Below are 16,996 nucleotides of genomic sequence, written 5' to 3'. Positions count from 1 at the left end.
TTTTTCAATTCCTCTGTTACATTTTACAAATTTTGATCTTCCGCCATTGTTTTGTTATTAAACTTACACTTGAATCAGTAAGTGCCTACCTTATCATTCTCTTTTTATATAAAATTGATATACACGGAACTAAAAATCAATTTTTTTTCGACGTATATCAGCAGCCACTTCCTTCGGTTTCCAGTATGTTTCAATCTCTTCAAGTGTTTTCCCTTTTGTTTCCGGAACTAATTTCCATACAAACATAAACGCTAGAATACACATTACTCCATAAAAGCTATAAGTCATTCCTCCGCTAATTTCCAATAATGAAGGGAATGTTGATGATATAAGTAAATTACAGCTCCAATTAGCAACAACTGTTATTGCCATAACCTGGCCTCTTATCCTATTTGGGAAAATCTCAGAAGCAAGCACCCACATTAATGGCCCCCATGACAAATTATAGAAAGCAGCATAAAGCAAGATAAAGAGTAATGCACCTATCCCCATAGCATCAGAAAACGATAATGCAGCTACTCCAAACATTCCAACCGTCATACCAAGTGAACCTAATAACATTAAGCGCTTTCTCCCCCATTTATCAACTGTCATAAGCGCTAGAAAAACAAATACAAAATTCACAACACCTAGCAGGACCGTTTGAAGCATCGAGGCTTCAGCACTTGCTCCCATATTTGCAAATATACGAGGCGCGTAATATAAAATAACATTAATCCCTACAAATTGTTGGAAAGCAGCTAATAAAATTCCTACAATGACAACCAATTTCCCAAATGAAAAAACATGCCCTTTATGAGTATCCATCGTTTGTTTTACTTCGTTATAAATTTCTTTTGCAATTTCCTTTGATCCGTTGATCTTCTCTAAAACGTGCAGTGCTTCTTTATCTCTATTTTTAGATATTAGAAAACGAGGAGTTTCAGGTACTAAAAATAAAAGGAAAAAGTACAAGAGTGCTGGAATTGCTTCGGAAGCAAACATGTATCTCCAACCTAAATCATTTATCCAACTGGCACTTTGTCCAGCAGCTATTCTCCAATTCACAAAATAAACTAGTAAAGTACCAAAAATGATCGCTAGATTATTTAACGTCACTAATCTCCCTCTAATATTTGCAGGAGAAGTTTCACTAATATACAACGGACCTAATCCAGAAGCCAAACCAACACCTATACCTCCAATAATTCTATATATATTAAACATGATAAAGAGACCAATAGTTGGCTCGCCTTTTTCAAAAAAGAGAAATTCTGGATAAGCAGAAAGAATCGCTGAAATAAAAAATAAAACAGCAGCAACCAGTAGAGAATTTCTACGACCTATCCGATTTGCAATAAATCCACTTATCAATCCTCCTGCAATACATCCAATTAGAGCACTAGATACTGTTAACCCGTGAAACACAGTGCTTAACCCAAGCTTTTCTATAAAATACAATTGTAAAGATTGTTCAGCGCCAGATATAACCGCTGTATCGTACCCGAACAATAAGCCTCCTAATGCAGTGATTAGCGTCAAGTAAATGATATATTTCATGTTCTGTTTCATTTTTTAAACTCCTATTTTTGTTATTTGAAATGTACACTTCCTTACTATCAATTTACCTTTAGATTTTTCATCTCGAAGCAGTTTGAATAGATCTTCTTATCCTGATTCATAAAACTGCCATATGAATCAAGATAAGTTAGACCAGGCTTTTAAATTTTTTCCTAGAAAAAAATCATCTTATAAACTTACTTTAGCTAAATCCCATTCCTTTAGTTTTCTAAGGGAGTCCTTATAGTACCCTGCTACTTCTTCTAAGTAGTTCCCATCTTTTATTGGCGAAAATGGATTTGGTCCTTCAGCAGTCATCTCCATAATAATCGGTCCCTTAAAATCGATCTCATGCAAGGCATCAATTTGACTTTTAATAGTAGAATGTCCGTTTCCTACTCCCTGCCTATTTGAATCTGCCACATGGTAAACCCCTAATTTATTATTAGTGTCTTTAATAGCCTTTATTGGGCAAGGTTCTTCAATATTCATATGATAAGCATCAAGGAGTACATAAAAATTCTCGCTCTTTACATCTTCAATTAGAGTTAACGCTTCTTTCGCTGTGACAATTTGGTGGTTTTCATATCGATTTAATACTTCAAACACAACCTCGATGTCTAATTCCTCTGCTTTCTTCAGAACCTCAAACGTGCTATCCACAAGCAATTCCCAATCTTTCGATAGATCTCCACTTCCTTGCGTTTTCCCAACATCGCCATGCAGACAAATTCTTTTAGCTCCTAATTCTTGTGCCCAGTTTAATAGATCTAAAAAATATTGAACTGCCCGATGTCGAACTTGATCATCAGCACTTGAAATATCTACGTTCTCCGGAGTCACTGATAATACTTTTAAATCATACTTTTTTAATAGCGCTTGCAATTCAACCGGATTTTGTGATAAGTCTCCTTGAACCTCTACGCCATTAACACCGATGTCTTTCGCAATCTTACATTTTTCTTCAAAAGATATATCCCCTAAAGTCCAAAAGCAAAGACCATAATCTCTACTCATTTTCTCCCCTCCAAGCATAGTGATTAAATTAAACCAAGACAAAATGATCAAGTTTAATTGGGCAGTTATTTTTTACTGACTCAATACTAGCTAATGCGATTTTCAAAGCCCATCGAGCATCTTCAGACGTTGCTAATGTTGGTTTATTATGAATCACACAATCTACAAAGCTTCTTAATTCATCAACATAAGCATCAAACAATAAATCTTGATCATAACGAGACGTATCAAAGCTTACTCCATTATGGTTATATCTCGTCATGCTCGATTTACGGATTCCTCCAGCAGTAATCATTCCTTCAGATCCGAAAACCTCTGCTCTAATGTCATAACCATATACCGCTTGAAAATTAGCTTCTGCAGTAGCTAATGCACCATTATCAAATTTTATGGTTACAATCGCAGTATCTAATAATCCACTTTCTTTTAAGTCTGGTCGAATTAACGCATCAGCAGCTGCATACACTTCAATAGGTTTTGCACCTGGATTTAAGTACATTAAAGTGTCAAAGTCATGGATTAAGGTTTCTAAAAAGATGGTCCATTCTGGAATCGATTCAGCTCTCATTAACTTAGGATCTCTCGTTGTTGATTTTAATAATTGAGGTGTACCAATTTTGCCTGATGTGATTTCAGCATGAGCAGCTTTAAAGCCTTTGTCAAACCTTCTATTAAAACCAACTTGCATTAAAATGTTACTCTCATCAATAGCTTGAACAATATCGTTTGCTTCTTTTAAGTTAACTGCCATAGGTTTTTCGCAAAATACTGCTTTACCTTGTTTAATAGCAGCAAGGATATTACTAGCATGTGTACGTGCAGGAGAAGCTATAACCACTGCATCTATGCTAGAATCTTGAATTAACTCCATTGGATCTATATATGCTATTGAGTTTTCATCTAATTGACTTATTAATCTTTCAGCAGCACCAGGTACAGGATCTGAAATCGCATACAAATTAGCTTGTAGTAAGCGGTGAGCAATAGTCTCGCCGTGAAAAGCTCCCATTCGTCCCGCACCTATTAACCCAACGTTTAGTTTATTCATTACAATACCTCCTGAGAATTTATGTATTTATCAACCTTTAAATTTAGGAAAGTTCTTTCCTTAATTTATATTGTAAGCCGTTACATTTTATTAGTCAAACTATTTTTATTTAATCACAACCATTCAAGAAAACTTACATTAGTACGCCATCGAACTTACAACAATCTCTATTTTACATTCTAACAACTTTAGTAAAATTTAATGACTATGTCCTTAACTCTTAAGGAAAGTGCTTTCTCTCAGAATCTAATTGTGTTACTTTTTTTCTTGTTAGTAAGTGCTGTAATAATTAAAAAACGTCTTAAGCCCATTAATGCCCGGGTTTAAGACGTTTCATTTATAGCGGTTTAGTTTGGTTAATTGATAGTTTACACGAAGTCGTTTTAAGGAATTTAAGGGAGAGTTTTCTTCCTTCTTTAATAAGGATCACACTGTAAACATTACTATAAAGCACCAATAAATATTTTTTAAACAAGTTGATAATATGCTCATACAGAGAAATTTTTATACTCTTATTCTTTTTACAGTTTGATATCAGAAACATACTACAAACATGCAATTTACATTTTAAATTGTGCCTGTCATTGAATATCGTTATTAGAGAAAAGTGTCAGCTCGTTGAAGATCAATGCCTAAATCTTATTCGAGATATGCTACCCTAAAGTTTAAGTGAACATTTCACAAAAATCCCTAATAAATGCATTCCAGCTGTATTACCAAAAGCTATTTATAAAGAAAAAGCAACAATTCAAACGTTGCTTAATCCAATTTATCTTCGGAATTTTTCCCCTTAACCTGCTTTAACGTTGCTACTATAAGAAAGCTAACAATCACTAATAAGAGCCAGGAACTCACCTTTCCTAGATGAACGAGACTCCATGCATCAGTTTGGTTTGGATATTCCCAAGCTCCAAAGAACGTTGCGATATTTTCGGCTATCCATATAAAAAATCCGATGAGCACAAAAGAAAGGGCGAGTGGCATACGGTAACGAGTTCCATTAACCTGGTATGTGACCCATGATTGCCAAAAGACGATAATGACAAGTCCAGATAACCAAAAGCGGACGTCTATCCAATAATGGTGGGTGAAAAAATTCAAATAAATCGCAGCTGCAAGAGGTACAACTACTAAAAATGGCGGCCACTTAACCAGTTCAACCCTTAACCTCCTCCACGCCTGGCAAAGATAACTTGCTACACTGGCGTACATGAATCCGCTATACAAAGGCACTCCTAAAATTTTGAAGTAGCCTTCCTCTGGATAAGACCAGGAGCCCATATGTACCTTAAAAAGTTCAAGAGCAAGGCCAATAAGGTGGAATAATGTGATAACCTTTAGTTCATCCCGTGTTTCAAGCCCAGAACGCACCATCCACCATTGCATCAGAAGGCAAATGATGAGCAGCCAGTCATATCGTGGCAGGAATGGAAGCGGCATGATTTGTGTAATAGCCAAAGAGGAAAAAATAACGACAGGAAACAAACATGATAGGGCCTGCTCAGAGCCAAAACAAACGAGTTGTTTTAGTGCTCTCATGATTTGTGCCTTCAAAGGTTTTTTCTGAGAATCATTTTGAATGGTTAAATTCATGAGTAACCCCTCTTTTATGAATTTGATTCATTGAAATTATGGAAAAAGAAATCTTTCTTTTCCTTTCAATGTTAAATATTCCTACTATATTATTCTTGAGCGTCTTCGTCACTTTTGTATTCTAAAATATCTCCAGGTTGACATTCTAAAGCCTTACAAATCGCCTCTAAAGTTGATAATCGAATCGCTTTTGCCTTTCCGTTTTTCAATATAGAAAGATTAGCCATCGTGATTCCAACCCTTTCCGAAAGTTCTGTTACGCTCATTTTTCTTTTAGCCAACATGACATCAATATTGATTACAATTGCCATATTATTCACCTCAGACCGTTAAATCATTTTCTGATTTTATTTTAATGGCATCTTCTAATAGTTTTTGAAGAACAGCAGCAAAGACTGCAATCACCATTGAAGCAAAAATAATGACCATTCCGATGAGTATGGTACCTGGGGCATCATCTAGCTCCGCTATGATATAAAAGAGCGGCATACCAACCACATACAAGCTACTGATTGTAATGGCACATTTTTTAATATTCTTTAAAGCTCTTACAGATAATTCCGAGAAAGCGTTGTTCTTGTCAATATAACCTAAAAGTCTAAAAGCCTGATACAATGCAACGAAAAACGGTATCGCTGATACAGACATAATAATTAAAACTCCATACAGCAAATAAGCCCAATTTAAACTACTCATTTCTGCTGCCTCCTTAGCTAACCAAGGCAGCCCAAAAATACACAAAGCAAGAACTGGAGTTCCAATAAGAAAAACAGCTATTTTTAAAAACAGTGTTGATCCTCGTTTCATAAAAAGCACCTCACTATTTATTATCAATTTGACTTTAACACACGTTTTATCGTTTTACAATAAAATATTATTGTCTTTTATTATATTATTATTGTTATAGAAATATTCTTTTGTTTTTAGACAAAGATAAAAAGCATTTCTCATTACAAAGAAACGCTTTATAAATTTAAACGATTCAATTTATATAACTTGTTCAACCTCCCAGTTACTTTAAGTACAATTGCCCATATGCAGAAGAACCACGGCCTACTTCTTAAAATTTATAATTATGTATATCATATACAATCGATAATTGATGCAATTTTTTTGAATGATTTTTTTAGTAAGGTAACAGAAAACTATAGATTATTAATTCTAAAGAGTTAAAGGATGAGTTATAATAACGACATCCCTTAACTGAAAAAGAAACTATTAAATGCGTCGTATATTGAGCGTTGTTAAATCAGTGGCATGTAAAGACTGATCTCCTTCATCAAACCATACTAATATAGTATGAGGAGCAGCTTCACCTGCATCAGCAAAACGTAAAAAAGTACCTTTTCCAATTGATGCACCTGCTGAAAATACTTCAATACGATCTCCTTCTCGTAACATATTAAAAATACCTCCCTCCTCTATCATGTATTTTATATTTATTAAAAAAGGACGAAATTGTAAGATGATCCTTACAAATCAATAGACTAAAAACTATAAATTTTGAAAATAGAGGTCATTATAGTAATAAGGGATAAACTATTAACCTACATTAACAGCTGCAACTTCAATCGGTAATACGCATATAAATACAGCATCTTTTCCATCTAGATAGATTTGCCTTAGTTTGATAGGCATGTGTGACGGTACCCCTTCTAGTTTTATTCAAAAACTTTGACAGTTGCCATTTCAAGATCCAAAAGGTCATCTGTGTCTGCCTCTAATAAAGCGACATTAAATAAATACTCTCCTGGTTTTTTAAAAATTCCAACAATGCTTGCACATGTATTTAGGGCAACATTTTCAAAAACATGTACTCCAACCTCATTAAATTCAATTGGATTCCCATTACTAAATGCAAAATCTATATCCTCAACTTGATTACGATCCCCTAAAGCTACTAAAACTTTTGTATCCTTATCTATATCGGTAGTTGGAAAAGCGCAAACTTGAATGAATTCTTGCACATTGACTTCCGCATTTAAAGGTTCCTTAATACGAACACACAAGGCTACTTTTCAACACCTCCTTAGTTAAAGTTATTTACAGGATATGATTCAATAGTTTTTTTGATTGGACAAAGTATACTATGAATCAAAAAAAGTTCATCTGCCTTATCATTAGGATCTACCATTTTATACTATCCAAATTGAAAATTTTGATAGTAAATCTCCTATTAGTTTTTCTATCAATAAGAAACGACATTGTATAATAGGATGCGGTCAGGAAAATACGAATTTATAACGTTATCTGCCTTCCCTCCTACATCTCCCCTTTTCTCGAAAGCAAAATTAACGGAAACTGCCAATAAAAAGACAGTGAGCTTGTACATTCACTCACTGTCCTCAAGTAGCGCGGGATTTGCGAAATATTTTCACGTTTTACTTTTCTTTAAGGTTGTTTCGCTTCGCGCCTGCTTCTTTTTTTACATGTTCCCTATTTGTATCGTTATTATCCATATTATCTAGAGCTTCACTTACTTCTCCGGTAAAATTCATTTTATGTTCTGGAATTTGTTGATTTTTCATCAATTCATCCCCTCCTTTCTTACTCTACTATTTTCCTCTAATGCCAAAGATACATACCTTTTCTTTTTCGCTAATTTTAAAAGCGAAGAGGATCAGCATTCATGAAAAAGACGCTTACCACTTTTATTTTTACTATAACGCTGCACTTAGGATTCAATGGCGAAAGCTGTCGCGGATTACCTCGCCGATTCCGAATACCGCTCCCTGCAAGGTCACGGCGCTGACCCAGAAGCTATCGCTCCCATGTTAGTAAAGTTCTGCTAGAGGTAATATGACAAAAAACAATAGAAATGGTGAAAAACTTAGTTTTTAAAAAGGTTAGGGAATCCCCTGACCTTTATCGTAAGTTTGATAAAAATAATTTCTACCAATTGCATAACCTCAAAGATGGAAGCCTATAACCTCTAACCTTTCAATCATTTTGTATGGATTTTTTGCATCTTGGGCAGATTTTTTGACACTTTGGCATGAAAAACTAACATCTTGGTCAAAAAATGCCATTAAATCCATGCTCCACTGTTAAAATTGGTGTAAGCGATTTCAATAAATCTGTGTGAAGGAATATCTAGTGTAATGGCAAAATAAACTTTATTGGACCAAGATTGTTCATTCTCTAAACAGTTTCAGGCCCTTTTCCTTCATAAAAATTGATGCTGGGAGGTTCATGAATGTATACTTTTTTATTGGGAATTATTCTTTTAATTGCAGGATATTTTATTTATGGTCGTTTTGTAGAAAAAATTTTTGGTACGAAGGAAGGTCGGAAAACACCTGCTTACAGCCACAAAGATAATGTCGATTATCTGCCGATGGGCAAAAAGCGCAACTCACTCATTCAGCTCTTAAATATTGCTGGAGTAGGTCCAATTTTCGGTCCAATTATGGGGGCATTATACGGCCCGGTAGCGTTTATTTGGATAGTAGTGGGATGTATTTTTGCTGGGGCGGTTCATGATTATTTAACAGGAATGATCTCAATTCGTAACCGGGGCGCTCATTTGCCTGAACTTGCTGGTAAATTTCTCGGAAAAGTGATGAAGCATGTTGTAAATGCATTTGCCATTCTTTTATTAGTCTTAGTTGGAACCGTTTTCGTTACTGCTCCGGCAGAGCTTTTGGCTAGCATTACACCTGGCTGGGTTACATTTGGAGTCATTATAGCTGCTATTTTCATCTATTATATTCTTGCTACATTATTGCCGATTGACAAAATAATTGGCCGTCTATATCCGTTTTTCGGTGCATTGTTATTAATTAGTGCAGTCGGAATATTAGGAACTTTGATAATGACCGGGGCGCCAATTCCAGAATTAACTCTCGAAAACATGCACCCTGATAATTTACCAATATTCCCTTTACTGTTCTTAACCATTTCTTGCGGAGCGCTGTCAGGCTTCCATGCTACACAAACTCCGATCATTTCACGGACTACGGAAAACGAGAAGCAAGGACGCTTTATTTTCTACGGAATGATGATTGCGGAAGGGATTATTGCGATGATCTGGGCAGCTGCAGCAATGAGCTTATTTAACGGGTATGATGGCTTAAATGAAGTATTAGCTGCCGGCGGACCTGCTGCAGTCGTAAAAGAGGTTTCTATCACAATGCTTGGCGCAATTGGCGGAACTTTGGCTGTACTTGGGGTAATCGTCCTTCCAATCACATCAGGAGACACAGCTTTCAGAAGCGCCAGAATGATTATTGCGGACTATTTGAACCTTTCACAAAAGAAATTCTCTAGCCGTTTGTGGATTGCCCTTCCGCTGTTTGCCATTTCAGTTGCTTTAACGCAAATTGATTTCAACATCCTATGGCGTTACTTCTCCTGGGCGAATCAATCAACTGCTGTGATCGCGTTATGGGTCAGTGCGATGTACTTGTTTATTGCTAAGAAGAATTACTGGATTGCTATGATTCCTGGTATCTTTATGACGATGGCAACAACTACCTATATCTTAAATGCACCAATCGGTTTTAACTTACCGATGAACCTCTCATATATCGTTTCAGCTGCAGTAACTGCTGTGATTATTGTGACTTTCTACTTTGCAGCAGTCAAAAAACGTGCAGATGAGATTCCATTGGAAGAAGACCTATCTGGTGTAGCTTAAATCTTAACAAGGGCTGACTCAAAACTGAGTTTCAGCCCTTGTTTTTTTGCAATTAAAGTACACTTCATAAAAAAAGCGTTTTTTGAGAAAAAGATCGATCCAATCACGCTCTAATCAGATTATAAGGTCAAACAGTTCATTCTGGTTGGCCTTTTTCAGATTATTCTTTAAGCAGCCTTCGGGAGGACATTCGCCCACTTAGGACATGATCCCGTGCATTATCGCCTAAAGTGTTACTTATATTGGTTAGGATTGTTGAAGATCATCATTTAGTTGAATCCAATTTTCCATTGGTTTAATGGGATAGAATAATAACCCCATCACAACGACTTCTTTTTCTCTTTTAGAAACAAACTTTCTAGAAGCTTCTGCTCTCTTTCTCGTGATATCCCCGCTTTTCTTTCTGTATCCTGTCTCGCTTTCTCCCATTGATACACATCATAAATAGTCTCTTCAAGAGGTCGGAAGGAAAGACCAGCGTTAACAGCTTTTTCTATACTAATCGAAAAAGTGCCTTTCCACGGTTCTGTTTCTCCATCTAACGGGAAGTGTTCAGGAATCCAGAAAGGCATATCTAGCCATGGCTGGACTTTGTGCTCCTGTAAAAATTGCTCTTCTGCCCACACAAATTCAATATCACTGTTTGTTACTGCCTTACAGGTGTTTAATAGCTCTTCTATAGTCAACCTATAGTTCGGGCCTGTTACATTAAACGTACCTCCACTTCTGTTTTCCGCCATATTGAACACCCATGTTGCTAAATCTTTTACGTCAATCAATTGAACAGGACGATCTAAACGTCCCGGCACCAATACTTTTCCGCCTTTTGTTACACGCTGAACCCAGTAAGGGAGCCGATCTGAATAGTCAAACTGTCCGACAAGACTCCCTGCTCTTACATGCAAAACACGCCCAGGCCAATGCTTCTCTGCTTCTGCTTCACATAGTACTTTAAGCGCGCCATAATACTCGTAAGGAGAAATTTTACCCTTCTCAACATCAGGCATTTTATCCAGCGGCATGGATTGTAAATGATAGTCCTCCGTAATATTGAGTGGAATCCAATCTTTATAAACAGAGATGCTTGAGATGAATGTATAATGTTCGATGTTATCCCCGAGTGCAGCTGCGATTTTTTTGATTTGATGAGGAGCAAACCCACACGTATCCATGACAACATCCCAGTTCCGGTTTTCCAGAAGTGATACATCACTGTCTCTATTGCCGATAAGCTGCTCCACTTCAGGAAACAACTCTTTATTGTTGCCACGATTAAATAAGGTGATTTCGTGCCCTCTTTTCACACCTTCTTCTACCAAAGCTCTCCCTAAAAAACGAGTACCTCCTAATATAAGAACCTTCATCCTTTTCCCCCATTCACTTTAATAATTTGGAAAAATACCTTTCGTTTAATAAACGATTTTCCTTCGAAAAAAGTTATGGGTAGCAGGAAAAGTTACACATCTGTCGGAGGAGTTTTCTTCGATTTAGATGATTTTTTTATGAAATAGATGGTAATGAGTACCACGATCGCTAGTGGTATCAAAATTGGCAAACTGCCAACAAGCAATACAAAAATGCTTGAGAAAAAGGAGAGTAGAAAATTTAAACTGTCCATAAACTGCTTTTTCGTTTTCTCGAATGTATTCAACTCATCACCTTGTAAACCTGGTACATTTACGTTTTGCTCTGTTAGATTGATTGTAACCGTTGCTAATGCGGATTGATTTTCTAAATAGTTCATTCTTCCTTGCAATTGCTCGATTTCTTCTTGGACAGCCGTCAGATCCGAGGATATTTTTAGGAGATCCTCCGTCTTCTCAGCCGTTTTCATAAATTCAAGCAATCTTGCTTCTACAGCTTTTTTGGATTTCATTCTCGATTCAAGATCTACGAATTCCTCTGTAACATCCTGACCGGAGATGCTTTTCTCATTAACTTTTGTACTTCCCTTTTCTACTACCGAAAGAAAATCATTGAATTTTTCTTGTGGAACTCGAACCGTTATTGAGCCTTCCCTGCTTTCGTTTTCATTTGATTGATACGTATTTGAGTTAACAATGTAGCCGCCAAGCTGCTCTGCTTCTTTTTGAATGATTTCGAGAGATTGAAGATAATTCTCTACAGAAATATGGAGGCTGGCATTGTAGATGACCTTTCGCTCACTTACTTGAGGTACTTGTGATGCTTTGTCTTCTTGAGGACTTTCTGATTGAGATTCTGCTGCAGTGGCGTTACTTCCAGAGGAACCTTCTTTGTCAGCAATCTCCATACTCTTGCTTTCCATTTCTCCTTTTGAAGCCATATTCGACTGATCAGTTGATTCGGTTTCATTCCCACTACAGGCAGTCAAAAAAAGGAAAAGTAAGGTTATGGATAAAATCCATATTTTCTTCAAATTAAACACACCTCTCATCATAGTCTACTGAATCTGACGAGAGGTGTATTTATAAAGTTACAATTATTTTACAATGTTTCATTACATTTACAAACCCTAGTTGGTTTGACGAACATCACCAAATGGAAAAAAAACAAATTCTGATTTACCAACAACACGTTCCTCATCAATAAACCCAAGACCATTGCGGCTGTCCATACTGTTCAGGCGGTTATCCCCCATTACGAAATATTGGCCTTCCGGTACATCTATCGGTCCAAAGTTTCCTGTCAAATAAACACCAAGCTCTTCTGCATTATCTTTATTAACCTTTAAGTATGATTCCTTTACTACTTTATCATTTACATAAAGCTTGTCTTCTTTTACTTCGATCGTATCGCCGGGAAAACCAATCAACCGCTTCACATAATGAATATCCTCTTCTTCCCCGTCAATTATGACAATGTCGCCACGCTGGAATTCACCTATGTAATTGATCGTTTTGTTAACAAATAATCGTTCTCCATCTTTTAAAGTGGGATCCATAGAGGAGCCTTCGACTAAATATGGTTCAAATAGAAATATGCGAATTACTAGGGCAAGTCCTATAGCAATTATTAGTGCTTTCGCCCATTCTAATATAGAATTCTTCTTTTTGTGTTTACTCAATTGCGGGTTCCTCCTCGGATGATGTGTAGCTTTTATCCCTCTTCTCTTTAATTTACCACAAAAACTAAAGTTATCCTATAAAAGCTCATTAAGAAACCATTTAAATTTCAGGTTAACATCCATATCCCTTGTAAAAATAACTTATCATAAACGGCTTACTAGGATCAGGATCAATTAAGCTCGAAGGAATGCCTAGAGATTAAAGATAATTGCTTGAGTTTCTAAATTAATTGAAAGGGTTTTGAATATAATTGCTTGAGTTTCTAAATTAATTGCGAGAGTTTTGAATATAATTGCACATGATCAAAGACTCACTAAATTTAACCGCCATACATATCCACAAAATAAAAAAATCGGTCAATAAAATAAATGAGCTTGAAGTTATTACTCCAAGCTCATTTTTAATGGGATTTTTACCATGACTTTTAGTTTTTCATCTCACAGTTAAACCCTGAAATTATACTTTAATAGGCTTTTTTAAGAAACCAATCAATAATGCACTAACAACTGCCCCTATCGCTATTGCAAGCACATAGAGAAGCGGATTTCCTTCTACAAATAAGATGACAAAGGCACCACCATGCGGGGCACGCAATCCAATTCCAAATGCCATCGCCAATGCTCCGGCTATAGCTGAACCCGCAATCATCGAAGGGATCACTCTTAAAGGATCTGCCGCTGCAAATGGAATAGCCCCTTCTGTTACAAACGATGCGCCCATAATGTAGTTGGTAATGCCTGCTTCACGTTCACGCTTAGTAAATTTATTACGGAAAAATGTTGTAGCAAGGGCAGCTCCAAGTGGAGGAACCATCCCGCCTGCCATAATAGCTGCGTGCGGTGCAAAGTTTCCAGAATCAATCATGGCAATCCCGAATGTAAATGCTGCTTTGTTGACAGGACCACCCATGTCAACTGCCATCATCCCGCCGAGAATAATTCCTAAAATGACCAAATTACCAGTACCAAGACCGCTTAACCAGCCGCTAAGTCCATCATTTAAAGCTTTAACTGGATCGATAACTAAGAAAAACATGATCATTCCTGTTAAAAAGATACCAAAAAGCGGATACAAGAGAACAGGTTTGATTCCTTCCAATGAAGCAGGAAGGCCGGAGAAAGCTTTCTTTAAGAGGACAACAAGATATCCAGCTAAAAATCCAGCAATTAATCCGCCTAAAAATCCGGCTCCGCCTTGGGCAGCCATAAACCCGCCGACCATTCCGGGGGCAAGTCCTGGGCGATCTGCAATGCTTAACGCGATAAACCCTGCAAGCACAGGAATCATTAGACCAAAGGCATTTCCGCCGCCAATCGTACTTAACGCTTCTGCGAAACGATTATATGATTCGTGATTCGGATCAGCAGAATGAATTCCAAACATAAAGGAGATCGCTATTAAGATCCCGCCGCCAACAACAAATGGAAGCATGTTGGAGACACCATTCATGATATGCTTATAAAATCCGCTTCTTCCTTTTTGCTTACTCTCACCTTGCTCTCCATCGGTTGATTTATTTCCATTCCCTGAATAAACGGGTCCATCCTGCTTGAGAGCACGGTCTATTAATTCTTTAGGTTTTCTAAGTCCATCTGAAACGGGCACTTCAATAACATGTTTCCCGCGGAAACGCGCCATTTCTACTTGCTTATCTGCTGCGACAATAATAGCGTGAGCCTCATCAATTTCTTCTTGTGTTAACACGTTTTTAGCGCCGCCGGAACCGTTTGTTTCAACTTTAATATCAACACCCATTTCCTTCGCCTTTTCCTTAAGGGCATCTGCCGCCATATAGGTGTGGGCAATTCCAGTTGGACAAGCCGTAACAGCAAGGATTTTTCCTTTTTGGCTTGGAGCCGAGCTTGAAGTCTTTTCTTCCTGTTTATCTTCATCATCCTCAAGCTTGTTGAATAATGCCAGAATGTCTTCCACAGTTTCTGCCTTCATCAGCTTAGAACGGACTTCATCCCTCATTAAATATCCTGATAGCTTTGAAAGTGCATCCAAATGGGTATTGTCTGCACCTTCTGGAGCAGCGATCATGAAAACAAGATGACTTGGCTGTCCATCAAGGGATTCGTAGTCTACACCACTTGAAGAACGACCAAACGCAATTGCAGGGTTCTTAACAGCTTTTGTTTTTGCATGCGGAATCGCTATTCCATCCCCTACGCCTGTTGTACTCTGTTTTTCTCGATCCAGAACTGCTTGTTTATATCCTTCTTTATCTTGTAATTTACCAGCTTGATCTAATTGTGTGACCAGTTCTTCAATTACACCATTTTTGGAATCAGCTTCAAGATTGAGCTTTATTGTCTCTTTTGTTAAAAGCTCTGTAATTCTCATTTAAAACCCCTCCTCTAACGATTTTACTTTTACTTCTTTTAACAATTTTTCTACCTCATCATTTGTGCAGAGCTCATAAGAAAAAGCGGTTGCACTTCCGGCTGCTACACCAAATCTAAATGATTCCTCGATTGAAAGTCCTTTTACATAGCTTCCAATAAAGCCAGCGACTAAGGAATCCCCAGCACCTACTGAGTTTCGAACTTTCCCTTTCGGTACATTTGCAAAGTACTGATGATCTTTTGTGAAAAGCAGGGCACCATCACCAGCCATTGAAACAATGACATGCTCTGCACCAGCTTCGATTAATTTTTGACCGTATGGCACGGCGTCCTGTGCAGAATTAATTTCCACATTGAACATCTCAGCTAACTCATGATGGTTCGGCTTCATCAGAAAAGGCTTGCACTTCACAATGTGTTTTAATGGTTCTCCAGATATATCAACAGCAACCTGGATCCCTTTTTCACCGCATTTTTCAGCAATCTCTGCATAAAAGGTATCCGGCAGCGAGGTTGGAATACTTCCTGCAAGAAGAACGATATCTTCATTTGTTAACTGATCAAAAACGGTAAAAAACTCTTCCAATTTTTCCTTACTGATATCGGGACCTTTCCCATTGATTTCTGTTTCAGATCCTGTTTTTAACTTAATATTAATCCGCGTATCATCACTAACCTTCACAAAATCGGTCTCTATTTCTTCATCTGCTAAATAATCTTTTACAAATTGACCTGTGAACCCTCCGACAAATCCAAGTGCTTTTGAAGGAAGTCCAAATCTCCGTAAAACTCTTGAAACGTTAATTCCTTTTCCGCCAGGAAATTTATAATCGTCCAATGAACGATTTAATTCGCCCAATTGGAAATCTTGTACCTCTACGATGTAATCAACTGAAGGATTTAACGTTACAGTGTAAATCATTTACTTCACTACCTTTATCTCAGTTTTTCCTTGATAGGATTCTAAATCAATCGAAATATTCTCTTCATCTGTAATAATGACAGCCTCTTCTAAATCAGCAATATTTGAAAAGGAAACTTCTCCTAATTTTGAAGAGTCCGCTAAAATGAATGGTTCTCGAGAAAGAGAAACCGCAAATCTTTTTATATTCGCTTCATCAGGATCAGGAGTAGTATACCCTAATTCATGATGAATCCCATTTGCTCCTAAAAATGCTTTATCAAACCGATAATTTTTAATCCCTTCTATTGCTCCTCTACCAACCATGGCGGCAGTTCTAGGTTTGATATAGCCGCCAATTAAAAATGTCTTAATATTTTTTTCGATAAGGGGCTGAATGAGGGAGATACTGTTTGTCACGACAACAATATTCTCGGCATTTGTTAAGTAAGGAACCATCTGCAGGGTTGTCGTTCCAGCATCTAAAAAGATACTGTCTCCATTTTCAATCAAAGATGCTGCATGCTTGGCAATCAGCTTCTTTGCAAGGAGGTTAGCGGCTGATTTTTCAATTAAGTCAGGCTCAATTAATTTCCCCTTCAGCTTTGCAGCTCCACCATGTATACGCTTTACTTGCTTTTCATCTTCGAGCAAGGTCAAGTCTCGTCTAATTGTGGATTCAGAGCTATTCGTTACTTCTACAAGCTCCTGAATTTTTACAACATTTTTTTCCTTCACTAGGTCAACAATAAGTTTATGGCGTTCAGGTGTTAACAAATTATCGCCACCTTTCATTGAAAACGCATTCATTTGCTATCTATCTTCATTGTAACTTCAATATCAATAAAAATCAATCATAAAATA

General features: G+C 37.1%; 16 protein-coding genes. 1 reads left to right on the top strand and 15 read right to left on the bottom strand.

Features of this window, described 5'->3' with window-relative positions:
- Window positions 1–129: 129 nt before the first annotated feature.
- The 9 genes from xylE to IC621_RS13945 form a co-directional block, all read right to left on the bottom strand.
- On the bottom strand, window positions 130–1,551 hold the full coding sequence (gene xylE, locus IC621_RS13985; protein WP_191158938.1) for a D-xylose transporter XylE: 1,422 nt from the start codon (window positions 1,549–1,551) through the stop codon (window positions 130–132).
- 177 nt (window positions 1,552–1,728) lie between these two features.
- A complete protein-coding gene (locus tag IC621_RS13980; RefSeq protein ID WP_191158937.1) occupies window positions 1,729–2,556 on the bottom strand; it encodes a sugar phosphate isomerase/epimerase family protein in 828 nt (275 codons plus the stop codon).
- 28 nt (window positions 2,557–2,584) lie between these two features.
- On the bottom strand, window positions 2,585–3,604 hold the full coding sequence (locus tag IC621_RS13975; RefSeq protein ID WP_191158936.1) for a Gfo/Idh/MocA family oxidoreductase: 1,020 nt from the start codon (window positions 3,602–3,604) through the stop codon (window positions 2,585–2,587).
- A 759-nt stretch (window positions 3,605–4,363) separates the two neighbouring features.
- Window positions 4,364–5,143: a DUF817 domain-containing protein gene (locus IC621_RS13970; protein ID WP_191158972.1), complete on the bottom strand. Its 780-nt coding sequence runs from the start codon at window positions 5,141–5,143 to the stop codon at window positions 4,364–4,366.
- Window positions 5,144–5,286: 143 nt separating this feature from the next.
- Window positions 5,287–5,508 carry a helix-turn-helix domain-containing protein gene (locus tag IC621_RS13965; RefSeq protein ID WP_191158935.1) on the bottom strand — a complete coding sequence of 74 codons (222 nt, stop codon included), beginning with the start codon at window positions 5,506–5,508 and terminating at the stop codon, window positions 5,287–5,289.
- Between the two features lie 10 nt (window positions 5,509–5,518).
- Complete coding sequence (locus IC621_RS13960; protein WP_191158934.1) at window positions 5,519–6,004, bottom strand: DUF2975 domain-containing protein; 486 nt, start codon at window positions 6,002–6,004, stop codon at window positions 5,519–5,521.
- A gap of 411 nt (window positions 6,005–6,415) precedes the next feature.
- The gene (locus tag IC621_RS13955) at window positions 6,416–6,598 is read right to left on the bottom strand and encodes a hypothetical protein (protein ID WP_191158933.1); all 183 of its coding nucleotides are present in this window, start codon (window positions 6,596–6,598) and stop codon (window positions 6,416–6,418) included.
- Window positions 6,599–6,858: 260 nt separating this feature from the next.
- Window positions 6,859–7,206 (bottom strand): hypothetical protein, encoded by a 348-nt coding sequence (locus tag IC621_RS13950; RefSeq protein ID WP_191158932.1) that lies wholly within the window; start codon window positions 7,204–7,206, stop codon window positions 6,859–6,861.
- A gap of 372 nt (window positions 7,207–7,578) precedes the next feature.
- On the bottom strand, window positions 7,579–7,725 hold the full coding sequence (locus tag IC621_RS13945) for a hypothetical protein (protein ID WP_191158931.1): 147 nt from the start codon (window positions 7,723–7,725) through the stop codon (window positions 7,579–7,581).
- 668 nt (window positions 7,726–8,393) lie between these two features.
- Here IC621_RS13945 and IC621_RS13940 point away from each other — a divergent pair.
- A complete protein-coding gene (locus IC621_RS13940) occupies window positions 8,394–9,836 on the top strand; it encodes a carbon starvation CstA family protein (RefSeq protein ID WP_191158930.1) in 1,443 nt (480 codons plus the stop codon).
- A gap of 320 nt (window positions 9,837–10,156) precedes the next feature.
- Here IC621_RS13940 and IC621_RS13935 read toward each other — a convergent pair whose 3' ends face one another.
- From IC621_RS13935 to IC621_RS13910, 6 genes are all read right to left on the bottom strand, one after another.
- Window positions 10,157–11,200 (bottom strand): SDR family oxidoreductase, encoded by a 1,044-nt coding sequence (locus IC621_RS13935; protein WP_191158929.1) that lies wholly within the window; start codon window positions 11,198–11,200, stop codon window positions 10,157–10,159.
- Between the two features lie 92 nt (window positions 11,201–11,292).
- Window positions 11,293–12,234, bottom strand: coding sequence for a DUF4349 domain-containing protein (locus tag IC621_RS13930; protein WP_224752526.1), 942 nt, complete (start codon window positions 12,232–12,234; stop codon window positions 11,293–11,295).
- Between the two features lie 96 nt (window positions 12,235–12,330).
- Window positions 12,331–12,882 (bottom strand): signal peptidase I, encoded by a 552-nt coding sequence (lepB, locus tag IC621_RS13925; RefSeq protein ID WP_191158927.1) that lies wholly within the window; start codon window positions 12,880–12,882, stop codon window positions 12,331–12,333.
- 457 nt (window positions 12,883–13,339) lie between these two features.
- Window positions 13,340–15,229 carry a PTS fructose transporter subunit IIABC gene (locus IC621_RS13920; protein ID WP_191158926.1) on the bottom strand — a complete coding sequence of 630 codons (1,890 nt, stop codon included), beginning with the start codon at window positions 15,227–15,229 and terminating at the stop codon, window positions 13,340–13,342.
- Window positions 15,230–16,153, bottom strand: coding sequence for a 1-phosphofructokinase (gene pfkB, locus IC621_RS13915; protein WP_191158925.1), 924 nt, complete (start codon window positions 16,151–16,153; stop codon window positions 15,230–15,232).
- Window positions 16,154–16,909 carry a DeoR/GlpR family DNA-binding transcription regulator gene (locus IC621_RS13910; RefSeq protein WP_191158924.1) on the bottom strand — a complete coding sequence of 252 codons (756 nt, stop codon included), beginning with the start codon at window positions 16,907–16,909 and terminating at the stop codon, window positions 16,154–16,156. It abuts the gene before it with no gap.
- Window positions 16,910–16,996 lie beyond the last annotated feature (87 nt).

It is taken from the genome of Metabacillus arenae, from assembly GCF_014773385.1.
Taxonomy (GTDB): Bacteria; Bacillota; Bacilli; order Bacillales; family Bacillaceae; genus Metabacillus_D; species Metabacillus_D arenae.
This window is presented reverse-complemented; position numbering and strand designations above follow the sequence as displayed.